We start from the raw sequence: 20227 nt of genomic DNA on the forward strand, positions 1-20227 counted from the left end.
CAACGAGCGGACCACCGACCTGGACCGCATGACGGTCGCCGACCTCCTGGCCGTCATGAACGCCGAGGACCAGTCGGTCGCCCTCGCCGTCCGCGCCGCGCTGCCCGCCGTCGCCGCCGCCGTCGAGGCCGTCACCGCCTCCCTGCGCCGCGGCGGCCGTCTCGTCTACCTCGGCGCCGGCACCAGCGGGCGCATCGGGCTCCTCGACGCCGTGGAGTGCCCGCCCACCTTCGGCACCGCGCCCGAGCAGGTCGTCGGCCTGCTCTCCGGCGGCCCCGGCGCCTTCGTCCTCGCCGTCGAGGGCGCGGAGGACGAGCCCGCGCGGGCGGTCGCCGACCTCGACGCCATCGAGCTGGACGACCGCGACACCGTGGTCGGCCTCGCCGCCAGCGGTCGCACCCCGTATGTCGTCGGCGGCCTGCGCCACGCCGCGGCCCGGGGAGCCGCCACCGTCTCGGTGGCCTGCAACGCCGACGCCGCCGTCAGCCGCTGTGCCGACATCCCGATCGAGGTGCTCACCGGCCCGGAGGTCCTCACCGGCTCGACCCGGCTCAAGGCCGGCACCGCCCAGAAGATGGTCTGCAACATGCTGTCCACCGCCGCGATGGTCCGCCTCGGCAAGGTGTACGGCAACCTCATGGTCGACCTGCGCGCCACCAACGACAAGCTGGTCGACCGCGCCCGCCGCATGGTCGCCGAGGCCACCGGAGCCGCTCCCGACGCCGTCGCCCGGGCCCTGGACGCCGCGGACGGCCACGCCAAGACCGCCATCGTCATGCTCCTGACCGGCACCGACGCCGAGGAGGCCGCCCACCGCATCGCGTCGGCCCACGGCGACACCCGTACCGCCGCCGACCCGAACGGGGGCCGCGTCGACTCGGCGGATCACGGGTAGTCGGGGTCCCATGAGCGATACGAACCCCAGCAAGGACGTGCGGGACTGGGCGACCGGCGACGAGCCGGCCACCGGGCCGCAACTCAGCTACCTGCACACCCTCGCCCGCGAGGCGGGCGAGGACGTACCGGAGAACCTCACGAAGGCGGACGCGTCCCGCATGATCGACCGTCTCCAGCAGGCGTCTCCCCGCACCCAGGGCGAGCAGACACCACGAGCCACGGAGCCGGGCGGCGAAGGGACCTGACCGACCGGCCCCGGTGTCCGAAGGGCGGCTCCCCCGGCTCAAGGGCAGAACCGGGGGAGCCTGAGCACGGCCAGCCCCCGGGGGAGCGCTGCCGACCTCGCTCTGACCCCCAGGTTTCCCGGTCGGACGGTCTCATGCGCGTGGATCGCGCACAGAGTGGCCCGGCACTGACGACGGTGTTCAGGCCGGCAGCGTCCACTGCTGATTGGTCTGGCTGTTGCTGCTCCACAACGGCAGACGTATGCCGTCGGCGCCCGGGCGCCGCGAGAGGGATGTCGGCCGTCTGTCGGGTGCCGTCGGTTCGGTGTCGGCTCTCTGTCGGCGGGCTCTGGAACGTTTCCGGTAAGCGACTGCTGCCAGAAGTCGGCGGTCCTGACCTGAAGGAGCCCTCATGCGCACCCCTGTCACGATCATCGGCGCCGGACTCGGCGGACTCACGCTGGCCCGCGTCCTGCACCTGCACGGAATCCCGGTCACGGTCCATGAGGCCGAGGCGTCCCCGACCTCCCGCGAGCAGGGCGGGATGCTCGACATCCACGACTACAACGGGCAACTCGCCCTCGAAGCGGCCGGCCTCATGGACGAGTTCCGCGCCGTCGTCATCGAGGGCCGCCAGGCGATGCGTCTGGTCGAGCGGGACGGCACCGTCCTGCACGAGATGCCGGACGACGGTACGGGCGGACGCCCCGAAGTCCGGCGCGGCGAACTGCGACGGATCCTGCTCGACTCGCTCCCGGCCGGCACCGTGCGCTGGGGACAGAAGGTCGACGCCGCCCGGGCCCTCGGCGACGGCCGGCACGAGGTGCGCTTCGCCGACGGCAGCACCGTCGTCTCGGGCCTGCTGGTCGGCGCCGACGGTGCCTGGTCCCGGGTCCGGCCGCTGCTCTCCGCGGCCACGCCCGAGTACGTCGGCACCTCGTTCGTCGAGACCTACCTGTTCGACGCCGACACCCGGCACGCCGCCGCCGCGCGGGTGGTCGGCGGCGGGTCGATGATCGCGCCCTCGCCGGGCCAGGAGATCTTCGCCCACCGGGAGGCCGGTGACACGCTGCACGCCTACGTGGCCCTGTCCAGGCCGCAGGAGTGGTTCGCCGCCATCGACTTCACCGACGCCCCCGCCGCGGCCGAACGGATAGCGCGGGAGTTCGACGGCTGGGCGCCGGAACTCACCGCGTTGATCACCAACGCCGACGTCCCGCCGGTGCTGCGCCCCCACCATGCCCTGCCGGCCGAGCACCACTGGCACCGGGTGCCGGGCGTGACCCTGCTCGGTGACGCCGCCCACCTCGCGGCCCCGAACGGCGAGGGCGCCAACCTGGCCATGCTCGACGGCGCCGAACTCGGCGACGCCCTCGCCGCGCACCCCGACGACACCGAGGCCGCGCTCGACGCGTACGAGCGTGCCCTGTTCGCCCGCGGCGCCGAGCCCGTCACCATCGACGACGCCGAGGTCCACGGGATCGACTCCGAGCACAACACGGCCCGGGCCATGCTCGAACTGCTCACCGGACAGGACCACTAGGGGGCGTCACCGTCCGGGTGCGAACTCCGGGAGCACGCCCTTGGCGAGCAGGAAGCACCCGTATCGCTCTCACCTGGGGCAGCGTCAAGAGGTTGCCGATGTGGAGCCGATGGCGTTGATAAAGCGATCTAGTCCATGAAACCGCGGCTGCTTCAGGGTCGGCTGATCTTTTAATATGTACCGTTCTATGGACACCGCGGTTCTCACTCGTTACGTTGCCCTGCGACCGCCCCCACCCGGTGGCGGCTCGCAGAAGGGACCGCCGTGCCCGTCCTCCCCACCGGTCGTCGCACAGCCCCACGCCGTGTCGCGGCACTGATGATCACCCTCCTCGTCACCGTCCTCCTGGGCCCCGCACCGCCCGCGAGCGCCGACGCCCGCCCCACGGTCCGCACCACCGAGGGCACGGTCCGGGGCCGCGCTCTCGGCGGCAGCGACTTCTTCGGATCCGTCCCCTACGCCGCCGCCCCGACCGGCGCCTTGCGCTGGAAGGCCCCACACCCGGTCCGCCCCTGGCACGGCGTACGAGACACGGTGGCGCCCAGCCCCGCCTGCGCGCAGAGCGAGAACAGCAACGGACCGCGCACGGAGACCGAGGACTGCCTCAAGGTCGACATCTGGCGCCCGCACACCCCCGAGGCCCGCGCCGGACGGGCTCCCGTCCTGTTCTGGATCTTCGGCGGCGGCGGGGTCAACGGCGCCGGCAGCCAGTACGACGCCCGCGCCCTGGCCGAGGAGACCGGCAGCGTCGTCGTCGCCGTGAACCACCGGCTGGGCTGGCTCGGCTTCCTCGCCCTGCCCGAACTCACCCGGGAAGGCGGCCGGGACGGCACCGTCTCCGGGCAGTACGGGTTCCTGGACCAGATCGCCGCGCTTCGCTGGGTACGGGCCAACGCCCGGGCCTTCGGCGGCGATCCGCACCGGGTGGCCATCGCCGGCCAGTCCGCCGGCGGGCGGGCCGTCTGCCGGCTGATGGCCTCGCCGCGCGCCGCCGGACTGTTCCAGAAGGCGATCATCCAGAGCGGGGCCTGCAACGCCGACGCCCTGGCCCCCCGTGAGCAGCAGGGGACCGGCCTGGCCGGGCGGCTGGGCTGCACCGACCCGGCGACCGTGCTGACGTGCCTGCGCCAGCTGCCGCCCGGCCGGTTCATCGACCAGCCGGACCCGCCCGGTACGCCGACCATCGGCGGCACGGCGCTGCCGCGCGACCCGCAGCAGGCCGTGCGGGACGGCGTCTTCAGCCGCGTCCCCGTCCTCATCGGCAACACGCGGGACGAGAACCGCCCGTACCCGGGCATCGCCCAGCCGGCCACCGCGCAGTCCTACGAGGCGTGGGTGCGCCGCGGCTACCCGGAATACGCCGACGCCGTGCTCGCCCACTACCGCGACCTCGCCCCGCCGGACGCCGCCGGTGCCGTCGCCTCCGACCCCGACCGGGTCTGCCGCACCTGGAAGATCGAGGGCCTCCTGGCCCGCCGTACCCCCGTGTACGCCTACGAGTTCGCCGACCGCACGGCTCCCGCCGAGGCCGTCACGCCCGGCTTCTCGTGGGGCGCCTACCACACCACCGAGCTGGAGTATCTCTTCCGCTTCACCCGCTGGGACGGCTCGCAGAAGTTCCTGACCGGGCTGAACCGGGCACAGGAGCGACTGGCCCGGGAGATGCGGGCCCGGTGGGGCGCCTTCCTGCACACCGGCGCTCCCGGCTCGAACTGGCCGCGCCAGTACGGTGACCACGCCCCGGTCATGCGCTTCGACCTCCCCGGCCCGTCGCTCACCCGTGACTTCGCCGCCGATCACCGGTGCGAGTTCTGGGACCGCAACGGGCTGATCAAGCTCAAGTAGCGCCACCCCCACGTTTCCTAGCGACGAGGAGACCTCGATGGCCCAGCAGGATCAGGAGGCGGCGGCCGCGCGACGACCGTCACGGCGCCTCTTCCTGAGCGCCACGGCGGGCGCGGCCGTGCCACTGGCGCTCACCGGCCCGGCCCGGGCGTCCGCCCCGCGGCCCGCCCCTCGGGCGACCCGGCCGCTCTACATCGGCACCTACACGTCCTCCGGCGGCCCCGGCATCGACATCGCGGCACACGATCCGGCGACCGGCGCGCTGACCCGCACTTCCGCCCTGTCCCTCGCCGATCCGTCGTTCCTGGCGGCCTCCGGCAGTGGCCTGCTCTACGCGGTGAACGAGTACCGCGACTCCGTCACGGCGCTGACCGTCCCGGGCGGCCCGCGCGTCCTGAACTCCGCGAACACCGGCGGCAGCGGCCCGTGCCATCTCGTCGTCCACGCGACGGGCGGCCATCTGCTGACCGCCAATTACGGCTCGGGGAGCGTCGCGGTGCACGCCCTGGCCGCCGACGGACGGCTCGGGGCGCGTACCGACCTCGTGCAGCACACCGGCTCGGGGCCCGACCCGGACCGGCAGCGCGGGCCCCACGCCCACATGGTCCTGAACGACCCGGCCGGAGCCTTCGTCCTGGCCGTGGACCTCGGCACCGACACCCTGTACACCTACCGCCTCGACACCCGGACCGGCCGCCTGGCCGCCGTCTCCCAGGCCCGCACGCGACCGGGCGCGGGTCCCCGGCACGCCGTCTTCCACCCCTCGGGCCGCTACCTCTACACGGCCGACGAACTCGGCGACTCGCTGACCGTCTGCCGCTACGACCCGGGCACGGGACGGGTGACCCCCGGCGCGGTGCTGCCGACCGTGGCCGCGGGTTCGGGTGGGACCACGCGCAACTACCCGGCGGAGATCGTGCTGTCCCCGGACGCGGCTCACCTGTACGTCTCCAACCGCGGCCACGACAGCATCGCCCGCTTCGCCCTGGACCAGGACGCCGGCCGGCCGACCCTCCTGGACACGGTCCCCGCCGGCGGCTCCACGCCCCGCCACATCGCCCTCGCTCCGGGAGGCGACTGGCTCTTCGCGGCGAACCAGACCTCCGGCACGGTGACCGTCTTCGCCCGCGACCGCACCTCCGGCCGGCTCACCCCGACCGGTCCTCCCTACCCGGTGAAGGCGGCGGCCTGCGTGCTCCCGGCCTGAGAGGAGTGAACGGCTCACGCACCGGGCGGCGCGGTGGACTCCCGCACCACCAGCTCCGGCGGGGCGATCACCGGCGCGTCGTCCGATCCGTCCTCGCCGAGCCGGACGAGGAGGTCGAGGGCGGCGGCCCGGCCGAGGCCGGTCAGATCCTGGCGGATCGTCGTCAGGCGCGGGTGCAGCAGCGTGCCGACGGGAAGATCGTCGTGCCCGATGACCGAGACATCCCCGGGCACGTCGAAGCCGAGCCGCTGCGCCGCGGACATCCCGGCCAGGGCCATCATGTCGTTGGCGAAGACGATGGCCGTCGGCGCCGGCTCGGAGCGCAGGATCTGCTCGACCGGAGCGCCCGTGGGGCGGCCGGCGAAGTCGGAGGCGAGCAGGTGGCTCGGGGACAGCCCGTGCCGGGCGAGCGCCGACACGAAGACCTGCCGCCGGTAGCCGGTGTGCACCCGGTCCTCGGGGCCGCTGATGTAGGCGATGCGCCGGTGTCCGAGCCCCACCAGGTGGTCGGCGGCGTCGATCATGCCCCGGTCCTGGTGCTCGGCGCGTACCGTACTGATCGCGTCGTCCGTCCACGGCGTGCCCACCAGCACGGCGGGCAGGCCCAGTTCGCGCAGCAGGGCGAAGCGGCTGTCGCCGATCCGGCTCTCGGTGAGGATGACGCCGTCCACCCGGCGGTCGTCGGACAGCCGCCGGTACGCGCGCTTCTCCGCGCTCGGCTGCTCGCCCACGATGTGCATGAGCAGTCCGTAGTCCCGCGGGGCCAGTTCGCTCTCGATGCCGGCGATCAGCAGCGTGAAGTGTGGGTCGGCGTTGAGCACGTCCGGTGAACGCTTGGAGATCATGCCGATGGCCCGGGTCTTCGCGCCGCGCAGGGAGGCCGCGGCGGCGGAGGGCGCCCAGTTCAGCCGGTCGACGGCCCGCAGCACCCGCTCCTGGGTGGCCGGCGGGAACGACCCCTTGCCGTTGACGATCTTGGAGACGGCCGACACCGAGACTCCGGCGAGGGCGGCCACATCCGCGATCGTCGCGCGGTCGCTCTTGCCTCGGGCCACGTCTCCTCGTTCTCGGCGGGGCACCGCCGCCGGGTCCCGCCGCATCCTCGCCCTGCCGCTCACAGCCCTGCCGCTCACACCTTGACGGCGCCGCCCATCAGGGCGCCTTCCATCCGCCGTTGCAGCACGCCGTAGACCACGTAGACCGGAAGGAGCGTCACCACGGTACCAGCCGACAGCACGCCGAAATCGGTGGAGAGCGTGGAGCGCAGGGTGGGCACGGCGACCTGGATCGTGCGCTGCGCCTGGTCGGGTCCGATGATCACCAGCGAGTACAGGTACTCGTTCCAGTACGCCAGGAAGCTCAGGATGAGCACGGTGACGATGCCGGGGACCACCATCGGCAGATAGATGCGCAGCAGCACGGTCCAGTTGCCCGCGCCGTCCATCCGGGCCGCCTCCTCCACCTCGTCCGGCACCGTCCGCATGAACTGGGTCAGCAGCACCACCGCCAGCGGAAGCGAGGTCGCGGGCAGGAACAGCACGATGAAGGTGCGGGTGTGGAACAGGCCGAGCTGGGCCGCCAGCAGGAAGGTCGGAACGAGGGCGGCGAAGGTGGGGATGAGGAACCCGAGCGCGAAGACGCGCTCGATGATCACCGCCGTGCGTCCGCGCGCCCGGGCCAGCGCGTAGGAGGCGGGCACCGCGAGCAGCAGGACGACGACGAGCGAACCGAGCGTGACGATCAGCGAGTTGGCGATGGCCAGGTCGAGGCGCGCGTCGTGCACGGAGGTGGAGAACTTCCCGAACGACAAGTGGGAGGGCAGGCCGAGCGGGTCGGAGAAGATCTCGTCGTTGTCCTTGAAGGACGAGACCAGCAGGTAGTAGAGGGGCAGCAGCAGGACGAGCGCGTAGGCCCAGGCGCCCGCGTGGCTGAGCGCACGGCCGGGAGTGAGGGGGCGCCGGCGGGACCGGGGGTGACGAACAGGCTTCATGGCAGCAGTCCTTGAGCGTGCGGTCGGGGCGGCGGGGTCAGTGGGCGGCGCGGAAGACGCGGCGGATGAGGAGCATGCCGGCCAGGCCCACGAGGAAGAGCAGCACGCCGGCGGCCTGGCTGTAGCCGAGGTCGGACTGCACGAACGCCTTCTGGTAGACGAGGAAGGACAGGTTCGTGGAGCTGTTGCCCGGGCCGCCCTGGGTGAGCAGCAGGACGTTCTGCGCCGAGGTGAACAGGGTCCACAGGAACTGGAGCATCACCGTGACGCCCACGAAGTCGCGCACCATCGGGTAGGCGATGCCCCACATGCGCCGCCAGTGGCCGGCGCCGTCGATCTCCGCCGCCTCGTACACCGAGTCCGGCAGCGCGTCGAGCCGGGCCGCGTACAGCGTGGCGGTGTAGCCGATGCCGCTCCAGACGTCGATGGCGATGACGCAGCCGAAGGCGGTGGAGGTGTCAGCGATCCAGGCGTGCTGGAGCCCCTCCAGGCCGATGCTCCCCAGCAGCTTGTTGATCATGCCGTTGGGCGCGAACATGCCCCAGAAGATCATGGCCTTCGCGGAGGCCGAGATCAGCGCGGGCGTGAAGACGACCACTTTCAGGAACCGGTACCCGCGCGGCTTGGTGGAGAGGAAGTAGCCGAGCATGAAGGCGCCGACGATCATCACGGGCACGGCGATCGCGAGCTGCACGGCGCTGTTGCGCGCCGCGTCCCAGAACAGCTCGTCGCCGAGGACCGCACGGTAGTTGTCCAGCCCGGCGAAGCCGGCCCGGGCGAGCATGCCCGGCCAGTCGAGGACGGAGATCACGAAGATCGCGCCGATCGGGCCGACCATGAACACGCCGTACCAGAGGAGCGCGGGTACGGCCATCACCGTGGTGCGCGGCGACCGCCGGGAGGAGCGGCCCGGGCGGCGCGGCGGTGCCTGCACCGGCTGGGGCATCGTTGTCGTGGCCATCTCGGGTCTCCCGGGTCAGCTGCGGTAGGCGGTGTCGAGGGCCTCGCACATCGCGGTGGTGCTGGTGTGCGGGGTGTAGGCGATGGACGTCGCCCGGTTCAGCGGAGCGGAGACGGCGGCGGGCACGTACGCGTCCGGCATCACCACCTCGCTGACGTCCGGACCGTGCGACACCTCGACCGAGCGGCTGACCAGCGGCAGCTTGGAGGACGGGCGCTGGTCGCGCAGGTTCATCACGTAGCCGGAGTCGTCGATGAACTGCTGCACGACGTCCTTGCGGTACAGGAAGGAGATGAACTTCCGGCTCAGCGACAGCTTCTCGGTGCCGTTCGGGGTGAGCCAGATTCCGGTGGAGGTCAGCCCGTTGTAGAGCGAGGGCCGCGGAGGGACGCCGTCGGCCGGCACCGGGAAGCCGGTCACCTCGGTGGCGCTCGCCACCTTCGCCGGTACGGCCGCGATGGTCGAGGAGATGGCGGGCATCATGGCCGCGCGCTGCTCGAAGTAGTCGGCGTTCATCTGGTCCGCGCCCAGGCCCTGGGCACCCTTGACGAACAGCCCGGCGTCGCGTAGGTCGGCGAAGAGCCTCAGCCCCTTCATCGCCGCGGGCTCGTCGCAGTACCCGCCCTCGGCGAAGACCCGGCGGGCCGCCTCCGGGCCGAGGTAGCCCTGCATGACCTGCATCAGGAACTTCTGGCCCGACCAGTCGTTCCCGCCGACCGTGAGCGGGGCGATGCCGTGGGCGCGCAGCGCCCGGACGGTGCTCAGCAGCGCGTCGGTCGTGCGCGGCACCTCGGCGACGCCGGCCTTGCGCAGCAGGTCCTTGTTGACCAGCAGCGGCCAGGTGAAGCCCATCCAGGGGAAGGCCCGCAGCCGCCCCTTCTCGTCCGTCCACGCCTTCAGCGCGGCCGGCTGGACCCGGCCGGTCACGTGCCAGTCGCGCAGGTAGCGGTCGACCGGGGGAGTGGCGCCGAGGCCGGTCCAGGAGAAGGACTTGTCGTAGAGGTTGATCAGGAGGACGTCGGCCTCCTTGTGCGCCAGGCGGGACGTCTCGAAGGAGTTGAAGATGTCGTCGCCGTTGAACACGTTCTTGACGTGCAGCCCGGGGTTCTCCCGCTCGAACTGCCGCACCACGCGGGCGTAGACGTCGGCCCCCTGGGTGCCCGCCGAGAACCGGCTGTGCACCACGAGGGTGTCGGGGTCGTCGGTGCGCGGATCCAGGGGACCCGCGCACGAGGTCACCAGGGCGGCGGCCACGGCCAGGGCCGCGGCGCTCAGCCAGCGTTTCATCGAGGGCTCCCGTGCTCGCAGGAACGCGTCGCTCGGCGACGCCGTACAGGAAAACGATTGACCGGTGCTGGAGGCGGACCTTAACAGTGCTGTCATCCGCTGGCAACGTCTCGACAGACCGCCAGTCAATCGATATACCTGTCGGCGTCACCGAGTTCGACGACAGGACATCCATGCATCGCAACGCGGCACAGCTCGGCACCCCGGACCGCCCCGTCATCTGGGTCGGCGTCAACTACTGGTCCCGCACCGGCGGTCCCCTGATGTGGCGCTCCTACGACGGCACGGTCGTCGACGAGGAGCTGCGCACCCTCAAGGACCACGGCATCACGCTCACCCGCAGCTTCCTGTACTGGCCCGACTTCATGCCCGAGCCCGACCGCCTCGACCCGGTCATGCTGGACCGCTTCGACGACTTCCTCGACCGGCACGCCCGGGCCGGCATGACCAGCATCCCGACCTTCCTCGTCGGCCACATGTCCGGGCAGAACTGGGACCCCGCCTGGCGCGAGGGCCGCGACGTCTTCGCCGACCCCTGGTTCGTGGAGCGTCAGAGCTGGTACGTCCGCGAGTGCGCCCGCCGCTGGAAGGACCACCCGGCCGTCGCCGGCTGGCTGCTGTCCAACGAGATACCCATCTACGCCGACTGGCGCTCGCGCGGCATCGGCACCCTGGACCACCGCCAGGTCACCGCCTGGGCGAAGACCCTCATCGGCGCGGTGCGCGAGGCCGGCGCCGAGCAGCCCGTGTCCATCGGCGACGGCGCCTGGGGTGTGGAGATGACCGGCGCCGACAACGGCTTCCGGCTGCGCGACCTGGAGGAACTGGTCGACTTCCAGGGGCCGCACGTCTACCGCATGGACGACGACCAGGTCCGCCAGCACCTGGGCGCCGCCTTCACCTGCGAACTCGTCGGCACCGGCGGCAAGCCCGTGGTCATGGAGGAGTTCGGCGTCTCCTCCGACTACACCTCCGAGGAGCACGCCGCGCACTACTACCGGCAGACCCTGCACCACACGCTGCTGGCCGGCGCCACCGGCTGGATCCCCTGGAACAACACCGACTACGACGCCCTCGCCGACCAGGAGCCCTACAGCCACCACCCCTTCGAGATGCACTTCGGGCTCACCGATGACACCGGCGACCCGAAGAAGCAGCTCCTGGAGGTCCGCGACTTCGCCCGCACCCTCGTTGAGGTGGACGTCGCCCGACTCACCCGCCCCGACACCCGGATCAGCCTCGTCGTCTCCTCCTACCTGGAGAAGCGCTACCCCTTCACCCAGCCCGAGGACGCCGCCGCGGTGCTGTCCGCGACCCGGCAGGCGTACGTCGCCGCCCGCGAGGCGGACCTGCCGGTCGGCGTGGCCCGCGAGGCCGACGGCCTGCCCGGGGACAGCGCCCTCTACCTGGTGCCCAGCACCAAGCAGCTGACCGCGCGGACCTGGCGGGCGCTGCGGGAGGCCGCCGAACGCGGCGCCACCGTCTACGCCTCCTGGTTCGCCGGCACCCACGTCGTGCAGCGTGGAGCCTGGTGGCCGAAGCTCGACGAGACCTTCGGCGTCGCCAAGCAGCTCCGCTACGGCCTGACCGACCCCATCACCGACGACACCCTGCACCTCACCTTCGAGCGGGACTTCGGCGACCTCGCGGCCGGCACCCGCCTGGCCTTCGCGGTCGGCGGCACCGAGCACTCCCGCACCTTCCTGCCCGTCGAGCCGCGCGGCGCCGAGGTCGTCGCCACCGACGCCCACGGCCGCCCCGCCCTGCTGAGCCACCGCGTCGGCGCGGGCCGCCTCGTGCTCGCCACCTACCCCCTGGAGCACATGGCGGCCGTCACCCCCGCCGTGAACCCGGAGCCGACCTGGCGTCTGTACGCGGCCCTCGCCGCCGAGGCCGGCGCCCGCCCGGAGGTCTCCGTGCCCGACGGCCGGGTGGTGACCGGCGAGATGGCGCACGCCGACGGGCACCGCGTCGTGTGGTTCCTCAGCCAGCACCCCGAGCACCTGAGCGTCACCCCCCGGGTGGACGCCGGTGTGCTGGAGGACCTCGACGGCAAGGAGATCACCAGCGTGGAACTGCCGCCGTTCGGCGTGCTCGTGGCCCGGCGGCGCCCGTGAGCCCCGCATCCCCGACCGACGGGAGGACACCGTGAAGATCACCGCCGCCGACGTCGTCGTGACCAGCCCCGGCCGCAACTTCGTCACCCTGCGCATCACCACCGAGGACGGCCTCACCGGCCTCGGCGACGCCACCCTCAACGGCCGGGAACTCGCCGTCGAGGCATACCTGCGCGAACACGTCGCCCCGCTCCTGATCGGCCGGGACGCGCACGCGATCGAGGACACCTGGCAGTACCTCTACCGGGGCGCCTACTGGCGGCGCGGCCCGGTCACCATGGCGGCGATCGCGGCCGTCGACACCGCCCTGTGGGACATCAAGGGCAAGGCCGCCGGACTGCCGGTCTACCAGTTGCTCGGCGGCGCCTGCCGCACGGGCGCCCTGGCCTACGGGCACGCCTCGGGGCGGGACGTCCCCGAACTGCTCGACTCGGTCCGCGAACACCTGGCCGCCGGCTTCCGCGCCGTGCGCGTGCAGAGCGGCATCCCCGGCCTCGACTCCGTCTACGGCGTCGCCGCCTCCGCCGCCGGGGGAGGGGAGCGCTACGATTACGAGCCGGCCCGCCGCGCCGGCCCGGACCGGGTCCGCCCCACCGAGGAGACCTGGGACACCCGCGCCTACCTGCGCCACATGCCGGGGGTCTTCGAGGCCGTACGCCACACCTTCGGCCCCGAACTGCCGCTGCTGCACGACGGCCACCACCGCATGACGCCCATCCAGGCGGCCCGGCTCGGCAAGGACCTCGAACCCTACGACCTGTTCTGGCTGGAGGACGCCACCCCGGCCGAGGACCAGGGTGCCCTCCGGCTGATCCGGCAGCACACCACCACCCCGCTGGCCATCGGCGAGGTCTTCAACTCCGTCCACGACTACACCACGCTGCTCCAGGAGCGGCTCATCGACTACATCCGCTCCGCGGTGACCCACACCGGCGGCATCACGGCGATGCGCAAACTGCTCGACATGGCCGCGGTGTTCGGCATCAGGTCAGGCATGCACGGCCCCACCGACATCTCGCCGGTGGGCATGGCCGCCGCCCTCCACCTCGACCTGGCCGTGCACAACTTCGGCATCCAGGAGTACATGCGGCACGCCCCCGAGACGCTGGAGGTCTTCCGCACCTCCTACCGCTTCACCGACGGCCTTCTGCACCCCGGCGAGGCCCCCGGCCTCGGCGTCGAACTGGACGACGCGGCGGCGGCCCGCTTCCCCTACCGGCCCGCCTACCTGCCGGTGAACCGCCTCGCGGACGGCACCGTGCACGACTGGTGAGAGCGAGTACAACCCCGGGTCTGATCGCGCCGGTCTAGTCGCGCGGCGGCGGCGCCGTCGAGCCGCGCGGCACCAGGCTGGGCACCTGGGCGGTGTGCGAGGCGGCCTCGCGGCGCACCATGACGTCGAACAGCGTCTCGGTGACGTCGGCGCCGAAGGAGAACACGTCGTGCTGCATCGCCGACAGCATGGGCCGGGTCAGCTGGCAGAGCTGGGAGTCGTCCCAGGCGAGCAGCGAGATGTCCCGAGGCACCGACAGGCCGAACTCCGAGGCCACGCCGAGCGCGGTGACGGCCATCAGGTCGTTGTCGAAGACGATCGCCGTCGGACGCTCCGCAGCCAGCAGCAGCGTCCGGCACGCCCGGCTGCCCTGGTCGGCGGAGAAGTCGGCGACCACCGTCCGCGCCTGGAGGCCGAGTTCCTCGGCGGTCTCCGTGAACGCCTTGGTGCGGATCGCGCTGTGGCCCAGCTCGGCCGGGCCGCTCACCCGGGCGATCCGGCGGTGGCCGAGCGCGGCGAGGTAGCGCACGGCCTCCACCGTGGCCGCCGCGTCGTCGGTCCACACCGAGGTGAACGGGCCGGCCAGCGAGGGGTGCCCGACCACCACGGCGGGCAGTCCGATCGCCGAGAGCGCCGGGATGCGCGGGTCGTCCACCCGCAGGTCCACCAGGATGCTGCCGCTGACCCGGTTGCCCTGCCACCACTCCCGGTGCACCTCGATCTCCTCCGCCGGCTCCACCAGGCGCAGCAGCAGCGAGCAGGAGTGCCGGGTCAGCACGCTCTCGATGCCGGAGATGAACTCCATGTAGAACGGCTCAAGGCCCAGCATCCGGGCCGGCCGGGCGATGGCCAGGCCCACCGTGTGCAGGGCCTGCCCGGACAGCGACTGCGCGGCCTGGTTCGGGCTCCACCCCAGCTCCCGGGCGGCCTGGAGGATCCGCTCCTTCGTCTTCGCGGAGACCCCCGGCTTGTTGTGCACCGCGATCGTCACCGCGGAGGGCGAGACACCCGCCAGCTTGGCGACGTCCTTGATCGTCGCCTTGCGCCGGTCGCTCGGGGACGCTGCCGTCTGACTCACCGGAGTTCCGCCTTCGTGTCGTGATCGAGCCCCAGGGCGGGGCGCCGGCGCTCCCCGGGCCGGACGGGCCGGTGACGGTAGAGCGCGCGAGCACCGCGCCCGCCCACCCTAGCCCCAACCGCCCACGAAGACCGAGGCGCCTGTGATCGTGCCCGAGCGCGGCAGGTACTCAAACGTTTTATGGACAGGACCGCCCCCGCCTCCTACGCTGAGCTCGCCCCGCCGACGGCGTGACCGTACCCGCCGCCCGCGCTCCGCGACGAGAGCCGAGGAACCTCCCATGTCCCACAGCCCCTTCCCCCAGCCTGCCCGCGCCCACCTGCTGCCGGCGGACTTCCGCTTCGGCGTGGCCACCTCCGCCTTCCAGATCGAGGGCGCGCCGACGGCCGACGGCCGCACCGACTCCATCTGGGACACCTTCTGCCGCGTGCCCGGCGCGGTCACCGGGGGAGACACCGGCGAGGTGGCCTGCGACCACTACCGCCGCATGCCCGAGGACGTCGACCTGCTGGCCGACCTGGGCGTGGACACCTACCGGTTCTCCGTCTCCTGGCCCCGCGTCCAGCCCGGCGGGCGGGGTCCCGCCAACCCGGCCGGCCTCGACTTCTACGACCGCCTGGTCGACCGACTGCTCGCGCGGGGCGTGGACCCCTGGCTGACCCTCTACCACTGGGACCTGCCCCAGGAGCTGGAGGACGCCGGCGGCTGGCCGCACCGCGACACCGCCCACCGCTTCGCGGACTACGCCGCCCTCGTCTTCGACCGGCTCGGCGACCGCGTCCGCTCCTGGACGACCCTCAACGAACCCTGGTGCGTGGCGATGTACGGCTACGCCGACGGCATGCACGCACCCGGCCGCCGCGACCGCGAGGCCGCCCTGCACGCCGTCCACCACCTGCTGCTCGGGCACGGCGAAGCGGTGCGCCGGATGCGCGAACAGGCCGGTCCCGAACACGACTTCGGACTGACCCTCAACCTCACGCCGACCCTGCCCGCCACCGACGGCGCGGCGGACGTCGCCGCCGCCCGCCGCGCCGACGGCCTCGGCATCCGCCTCTACCTCGACCCGCTGCTGCGCGGCACCTACCCCGAGGACGTCACCGCCGGCCTGGCGGAGGAGGGCATCACCCTCCCGGTCCGCGACGGCGACCTGGACGTCATCGCCACCCCCCTCGACGTCCTCGGCGTCAACTACTACTTCACCGAGCGGGTCACCGCCGCAGGACCGCCCGTCCGCGAGGAGGGCGGACCGGCCACCGGCCTCGGCTGGCCCATCACCCCCGACGGCCTCACCGACCTGCTCGTGCGCCTGACCCGGGAGTACCCGGCCGTCCCGCTGGTGATCACCGAGAACGGCGGTGCCTTCCCCGACGCCACCCTGGCGGACGGCCGGGTCCGCGACGCCGACCGCGTCGCCTTCCTCGCCGCGCACATCGACGCGGTCGCCGAGGCGTACGACCGGGGCGCCGACGTGCGCGGCTACTTCGTGTGGACCCTGCTGGACAATTTCGAGTGGGCGCACGGCTACGGCCCCACCTTCGGCCTCGTCTCGGTGGACCGGGAGACCATGGCCCGCACCCCGAAAGAGAGCGCCCGCTGGTTCGGCGACTTCCTACGGGCTCAGCGGCGGCCCCAGGTGTAGGTGACCGTCGCGCCGGCCGCGACCTCGGTGGTCACCTGCACCCCCGGCGCCGTGACGGCCGTCGTCCGGGCGGCCGTACCGGGGTTGTACACGACCAGGGCGGTGCTGCCGTCCGGGTTGGTGAAGGCGGACGCCTGGAGCGGGGCGGTGTCCCCCTCCGGTGCGGCGACGCTCGCGCCGATCCGGACGGCCCCGGGGCGCGTGAAGCGGGAGAAGTGCGCCAGCGTGTAGTAGTTGGTGTTGTACCGGACGCTGCGGTCGGTCGAGTCGACGGTCACCGTGCCGTCGCAGCCGGTGCAGCCGCCGGTGTGCGGGCCGTGCTTCTCGTCCAGCGCCAGGTTCCAGAAGATCATGCTGCGCGACCAGCTGTTCATCGCGCCGATGGTCCGGGTGATCCCGCCGCCGCTGCACTCGGTCTCGAAGATGTCCTTGCCCGGGAACGACGCCTTGAGCGCGGTCTGGGCGCTCGGGTCGCCGTAGTAGCAGTGGTAGGCGGTGCCCGAGATCCACTTCGCCGCGCGGGAGTTCAGCAGGTCGAAGGGGTAGGTCAGCTCGGGGTCCTCACCCGCGTCCACGTGGGCCTTCACGTCGAAGGGGTGCTCGGCCCAGTTGTGGTCGAAGCCGAGGATCTTGGTGCGCAGGCCGGCCGCCTTCAGCGCCGGGCCCAGCCGCTCGATCACCTTCGCCTGCTGCGCCACCGGCAGGTCGGTGCCCGGGTAGTCGGCGCGCAGCAGCGCCTGCGGCTCGTTCTGCACGGTGAGGTAGTCCACCGGAACGCCGGCCGCCGCGTACGCCTGGACGGACTTGACCAGGTAGCGGGCGTAGACGTCGTAGATCTTCGGGTCGTCGATGAGCTTGCCGTCGATCATCGAGCCGTTGGTCTTCATCCAACCGGGCGGGCTCCACGGGCTGGCGATGATCTGCAGGCGCGGGTTGAGCGCCTTCGCCTGCCGGAGCAGGGGCAGGATCTGCGCCCGGTCGTGGGCCACGGAGAAGTGCTTCAGGCCGAAGTCGGTCTGTCCGGCGGGGACGTCGTCGAAGCTGTAGAGCGCGGTGGCGAAGTCGGAGGCGCCGAGGGGCTGTCGGAGCATGCTGAAGCCGTTGCCCTGACCGGGGCTGAACAGCTGCTTCATCAGCGCGTCCCGCTCCCGCTTGTCCATGCGGTAGAGCACGGCCGCCGAGGAGTCCGTGATGGACGCGCCGAAGCCGGTGAGCTTCTGGAAGCGCAGGGCCGGGTCGACGTGCACGGTGGTGTCGGCGGGACCGGAGGCCGGGGTGACGGCGGCCGGCGCGCCCAATTGCGCGCCGGTGGTCCGGGCGTCGGTGGCCCACTGCCGGACCCCGGCGGCCGCGTCAGCGCCCTGCGTCCGTGCGCCGGCGGCCTGCGTGGTCGCCAGGACGGTCAGCAGGGCGCAGCCGGCGGCGAGGGCGGTGGCGCGGCGCCGGTCGGTGGTGATGCTGCGGGTCATGTCACTCCTGAGGCTCGTAGAACGGTCCGAGTCAATTCCGGTATCAGGTCGAACATTTGCCATAAAAGCAGCTACTAAAACGCTACACTCCCCATGCGTTCATGCCCCGACGATCGCGAACTTGCCGGGGCCTCTCTCTTCCGGACGGAGAACTGCCATGGCCATCAGCGCCTCCGAGATACCGCCCGCGCCCCGGGAGCCGGTCCGCGACCGGTTCCTGGCCTCCCTCGACATCGGCGGCACGAAGATCGCCGGCGCCGTGCTCGACCCGGACGGCGCGGTGCTGCTCCGGGCCGAGCGGCGGACCCCGGCGGCCGGGGCCACGGGGGAGGTGTTCGGGGCCGTCCGGGCGGTGCTGGAGGAGCTGGCCGCGATGCCGGAGTGGGGGCGGGTGGCGACGCTGGGCATCGCCAGCGCGGGTCCGGTCGACATCGCCCGGGGCCGGGTGAGCCCGGTCAACATTCCCGGCTGGCGGGACTTTCCACTGGTCGACCAGGTTTGCGCCCTGCCGTCGGCGGCCGGGCTGCCGGTCCTGCTGTGCGGGGACGCGGTCGCCATGACCGCGGCCGAGCACCGTATCGGCGCGGCCCGCGGCTGCCGGGACGCGCTCTGCCTGGTGGTCTCCACCGGCGTCGGCGCCGGCCTGGTCCTGGACGGGGTGGTCCGCAACGGCCCCACCGGGAACGCGGGGCACCTCGGGCACATCAGTGTCGACCTCCTCGGTGAGGACTGCGTGTGCGGATCGCGCGGCTGCGTGGAGCAGTTGGCCAGCGGCACCGCCCTCACCCGGCGGGCCCTGCGGGACGGCTGGCGCCCGACCGGCCCGGCCGACGGCGCCGCGCTGGCGGCGGACGCCCGGACCGGCGACCGCGTCGCCCTGGCCGCCTTCGACATGGCCGCGCGGGCCCTGGCGGCGGGCATCGCCGCGGTCGCGACGCTGGTCGAGATCGAGGTGGCCGTGATCGGCGGGGGCGTGGCCGAGGCGCACGACGTGCTCTTCCCGCCGCTGCGGGACCACTTGGCGGCCTATGCGGTGCTGCCGTTCGCCGCCGGTGTCCGGGTGGAGCGCGCCGCGCTGCGCGCCGACGCCGGACTGGTCGGGGCCGCGTTCCTCGCCGCCGAACGGCGGCCGGCGGAGGCTCCCTAGTCACGGGAGCGGACGGTCCCGGCAGCGGCCCGGGGCCGTCCGAGCGGTGTGCTCCGACGGCCCCGGGGGAGGGGTCCCGGCGGGTCAGGCGGGGAGGTGCCAGACCTGCCAGGCGTTGGTGTTGCGGTCCCAGATCTGCAGGCGGGTGCCGTTGGCGGTGCCGCCGCCCGGGACGTCGAGGTAGCGACCGGACTGGGGGTTCTTGAGGTGGCCGTCGGACTCGGCGGTCCACTGCTGGGCGCCGGAGCCGTTGCAGTCCCACAGCTGGAGCTTGGTGCCGTTGGCCGTGCCCTGCCCGGTCACATCGAGGCACTTGCCCAGCGCCCGCAGCGTGCCGTCGGTACCGACCGTCCACTTCTGCGCGTCACTGCCGTTGCAGTCGTACAGCTGCACGGCCGTGCCGTTCGCGGTGGCTGAGCCGGCGACGTCGACGCACTTGCCGCCCACCCCGGTGACCGGACCCGTCCGCCCGGTCGGAGGGTTCGTGGGTCCGCCGCCCGTCGGGATGCTGACCTGGCCCTGGCTGAGCACCCGGGAGTCGTAGTAGCCCGCCTTGACCGAGTCGTTGGTGTTGTACGACCCGTTGGTCAGGTAGTCCAGCCACACGTTCCAGTAGACCCACTTGGGCTGCGCGGACAGCTGGGACGGCTGGGGGACGCTGCCGACCTCGGCGAGAGCCATCGGCTTCTTGGTGCCGGCGATGTTCGACAGCGCGTTGTACCAGTCGGTGGCGGGGAACTTGGCCCACCACACGTCCAGGCCGACCACGTCGACGTAGGCGTCACCGGGGTAGTAGCTCGCCGCCTGGGAGGCGGCGCCCTGCACGTCCTTGGGCGCCCACACCCAGATGATGTTGTCGAAGCCCTTGGCGGTCAGGTAGTCGTGGGTGATCTGGAACAGCCGGGCGCTGCCGTTGGCGCCGGACCGGCCGCCCCACCAGGCCCAGCCCTCGTTCAGTTCGTGCAGCGGCCGGAACAGCACCGGGATCCCGGCGTCCTTGAGCTGCTGGAAGTAGGTGCCGAACTGGTCGAGCTTGCGCTTGTAGGCGGTGTTCAACGAGGTTCCGTCGGTGATCACCTGCTGCCACTCCGCGTCGGACAGCTTGCTGCCCTTCACCGGGTTGGAGCCGCCCTCGAAGTTGCAGGTCGGCACGTCGGGACGGCAGGCGTGCATCATCAGGCCGGGCAGACTGCCGTTGGCCCACTCGGTCTTGGCCTGGTTGATCACCTTCTGCCGGTTGTCGATGTCGTTCTGGCTGAACCCGAAGTCGCCGTTCCAGACGGCCGGGTACTTGCCGGTGATGTCGTGGACCCGCTGGGTCCAGTAGGCGGGGTCGCTGTTGGCCCCGCCCTGCTGTCCGGACAGGACGTTCTTGCCGGTGAGGCCCTTCAGGTACGCGAGCACATCGGCCTGCGTGACACCCGCGGGGGCCGGGGGTGCCGCGGCGGCGCCGGTGCCGCCGATCATCAGGGTGAGGGCGGCGGCCGTGGCCGTGGCGGTGCCGGCCAACAGGGCGCGCGTTCTGGCGCGTAGGGACATGGCTCTGC

The 20227-nt window shown here is 72.5% G+C and carries 16 protein-coding genes; 9 read left to right on the top strand and 7 right to left on the bottom strand.

All coding sequences use genetic code 11. The features are described from left to right. Positions 1 to 28 precede the first annotated feature (28 nt). The 5 genes from murQ to ACGFZL_RS17005 all read left to right on the top strand — a co-directional run bounded on the left by murQ (position 29) and on the right by ACGFZL_RS17005 (position 5716). A complete protein-coding gene (gene murQ / locus ACGFZL_RS16985; protein WP_393692546.1) occupies positions 29 to 895 on the top strand; it encodes an N-acetylmuramic acid 6-phosphate etherase in 867 nt (288 codons plus the stop codon). 10 nt (positions 896 to 905) lie between these two features. Further along, on the top strand, positions 906 to 1142 hold the full coding sequence (locus ACGFZL_RS16990; RefSeq protein WP_355173828.1) for a DUF3072 domain-containing protein: 237 nt from the start codon (positions 906 to 908) through the stop codon (positions 1140 to 1142). Between the two features lie 391 nt (positions 1143 to 1533). Then, positions 1534 to 2664 (top strand): FAD-dependent oxidoreductase, encoded by a 1131-nt coding sequence (locus tag ACGFZL_RS16995; protein WP_393692394.1) that lies wholly within the window; start codon positions 1534 to 1536, stop codon positions 2662 to 2664. Positions 2665 to 2982: 318 nt separating this feature from the next. After that, complete coding sequence (locus ACGFZL_RS17000) at positions 2983 to 4509, top strand: carboxylesterase/lipase family protein (RefSeq protein ID WP_393692396.1); 1527 nt, start codon at positions 2983 to 2985, stop codon at positions 4507 to 4509. Between the two features lie 37 nt (positions 4510 to 4546). Beyond that, on the top strand, positions 4547 to 5716 hold the full coding sequence (locus ACGFZL_RS17005; RefSeq protein WP_393692398.1) for a lactonase family protein: 1170 nt from the start codon (positions 4547 to 4549) through the stop codon (positions 5714 to 5716). A 14-nt stretch (positions 5717 to 5730) separates the two neighbouring features. Here ACGFZL_RS17005 and ACGFZL_RS17010 read toward each other — a convergent pair whose 3' ends face one another. The 4 genes from ACGFZL_RS17010 to ACGFZL_RS17025 all read right to left on the bottom strand — a co-directional run bounded on the left by ACGFZL_RS17010 (position 5731) and on the right by ACGFZL_RS17025 (position 9954). Next, entirely contained in the window at positions 5731 to 6771 is a 1041-nt protein-coding gene (locus ACGFZL_RS17010) for a LacI family DNA-binding transcriptional regulator (RefSeq protein WP_393692400.1), read from the bottom strand. A gap of 74 nt (positions 6772 to 6845) precedes the next feature. After that, positions 6846 to 7706, bottom strand: coding sequence for a carbohydrate ABC transporter permease (locus ACGFZL_RS17015; protein WP_393692402.1), 861 nt, complete (start codon positions 7704 to 7706; stop codon positions 6846 to 6848). A 37-nt stretch (positions 7707 to 7743) separates the two neighbouring features. Beyond that, complete coding sequence (locus tag ACGFZL_RS17020) at positions 7744 to 8667, bottom strand: carbohydrate ABC transporter permease (RefSeq protein WP_393692404.1); 924 nt, start codon at positions 8665 to 8667, stop codon at positions 7744 to 7746. Positions 8668 to 8682: 15 nt separating this feature from the next. After that, complete coding sequence (locus tag ACGFZL_RS17025) at positions 8683 to 9954, bottom strand: ABC transporter substrate-binding protein (RefSeq protein WP_393692406.1); 1272 nt, start codon at positions 9952 to 9954, stop codon at positions 8683 to 8685. Between the two features lie 173 nt (positions 9955 to 10127). On the opposite strand from ACGFZL_RS17025, the gene ACGFZL_RS17030 reads away from it, so the two are divergent. Together ACGFZL_RS17030 and manD are read left to right on the top strand one after the other, a co-directional pair. Further along, positions 10128 to 12071 carry a cellulase family glycosylhydrolase gene (locus ACGFZL_RS17030; RefSeq protein ID WP_393692408.1) on the top strand — a complete coding sequence of 648 codons (1944 nt, stop codon included), beginning with the start codon at positions 10128 to 10130 and terminating at the stop codon, positions 12069 to 12071. 31 nt (positions 12072 to 12102) lie between these two features. Beyond that, a complete protein-coding gene (manD, locus tag ACGFZL_RS17035) occupies positions 12103 to 13344 on the top strand; it encodes a D-mannonate dehydratase ManD (RefSeq protein ID WP_393692410.1) in 1242 nt (413 codons plus the stop codon). A gap of 34 nt (positions 13345 to 13378) precedes the next feature. Here the strand turns inward: manD and ACGFZL_RS17040 are convergent, their stop codons facing one another. Further along, positions 13379 to 14422, bottom strand: a complete 1044-nt coding sequence (locus ACGFZL_RS17040; RefSeq protein ID WP_393692412.1) for a LacI family DNA-binding transcriptional regulator — start codon at positions 14420 to 14422, stop codon at positions 13379 to 13381. Positions 14423 to 14702: 280 nt separating this feature from the next. On the opposite strand from ACGFZL_RS17040, the gene ACGFZL_RS17045 reads away from it, so the two are divergent. Continuing rightward, positions 14703 to 16064 (top strand): GH1 family beta-glucosidase, encoded by a 1362-nt coding sequence (locus ACGFZL_RS17045; RefSeq protein WP_393692414.1) that lies wholly within the window; start codon positions 14703 to 14705, stop codon positions 16062 to 16064. Here ACGFZL_RS17045 and ACGFZL_RS17050 read toward each other — a convergent pair. Further along, positions 16043 to 17533, bottom strand: a complete 1491-nt coding sequence (locus ACGFZL_RS17050; protein ID WP_393692416.1) for a glycoside hydrolase family 30 beta sandwich domain-containing protein — start codon at positions 17531 to 17533, stop codon at positions 16043 to 16045. The two genes, ACGFZL_RS17045 and ACGFZL_RS17050, sit on opposite strands and share 22 nt — an antisense overlap. 157 nt (positions 17534 to 17690) lie before the next feature. On the opposite strand from ACGFZL_RS17050, the gene ACGFZL_RS17055 reads away from it, so the two are divergent. Then, on the top strand, positions 17691 to 18680 hold the full coding sequence (locus ACGFZL_RS17055) for an ROK family protein (RefSeq protein WP_393692418.1): 990 nt from the start codon (positions 17691 to 17693) through the stop codon (positions 18678 to 18680). Positions 18681 to 18764: 84 nt separating this feature from the next. Here ACGFZL_RS17055 and ACGFZL_RS17060 read toward each other — a convergent pair whose 3' ends face one another. Then, a complete protein-coding gene (locus ACGFZL_RS17060; RefSeq protein WP_393692420.1) occupies positions 18765 to 20219 on the bottom strand; it encodes a glycosyl hydrolase in 1455 nt (484 codons plus the stop codon). Positions 20220 to 20227 lie beyond the last annotated feature (8 nt).

Origin of the sequence: Streptomyces sp. NPDC048182, from assembly GCF_043202555.1 — a bacterium.
Lineage (GTDB): Bacteria > Actinomycetota > Actinomycetes > Streptomycetales > Streptomycetaceae > Streptomyces.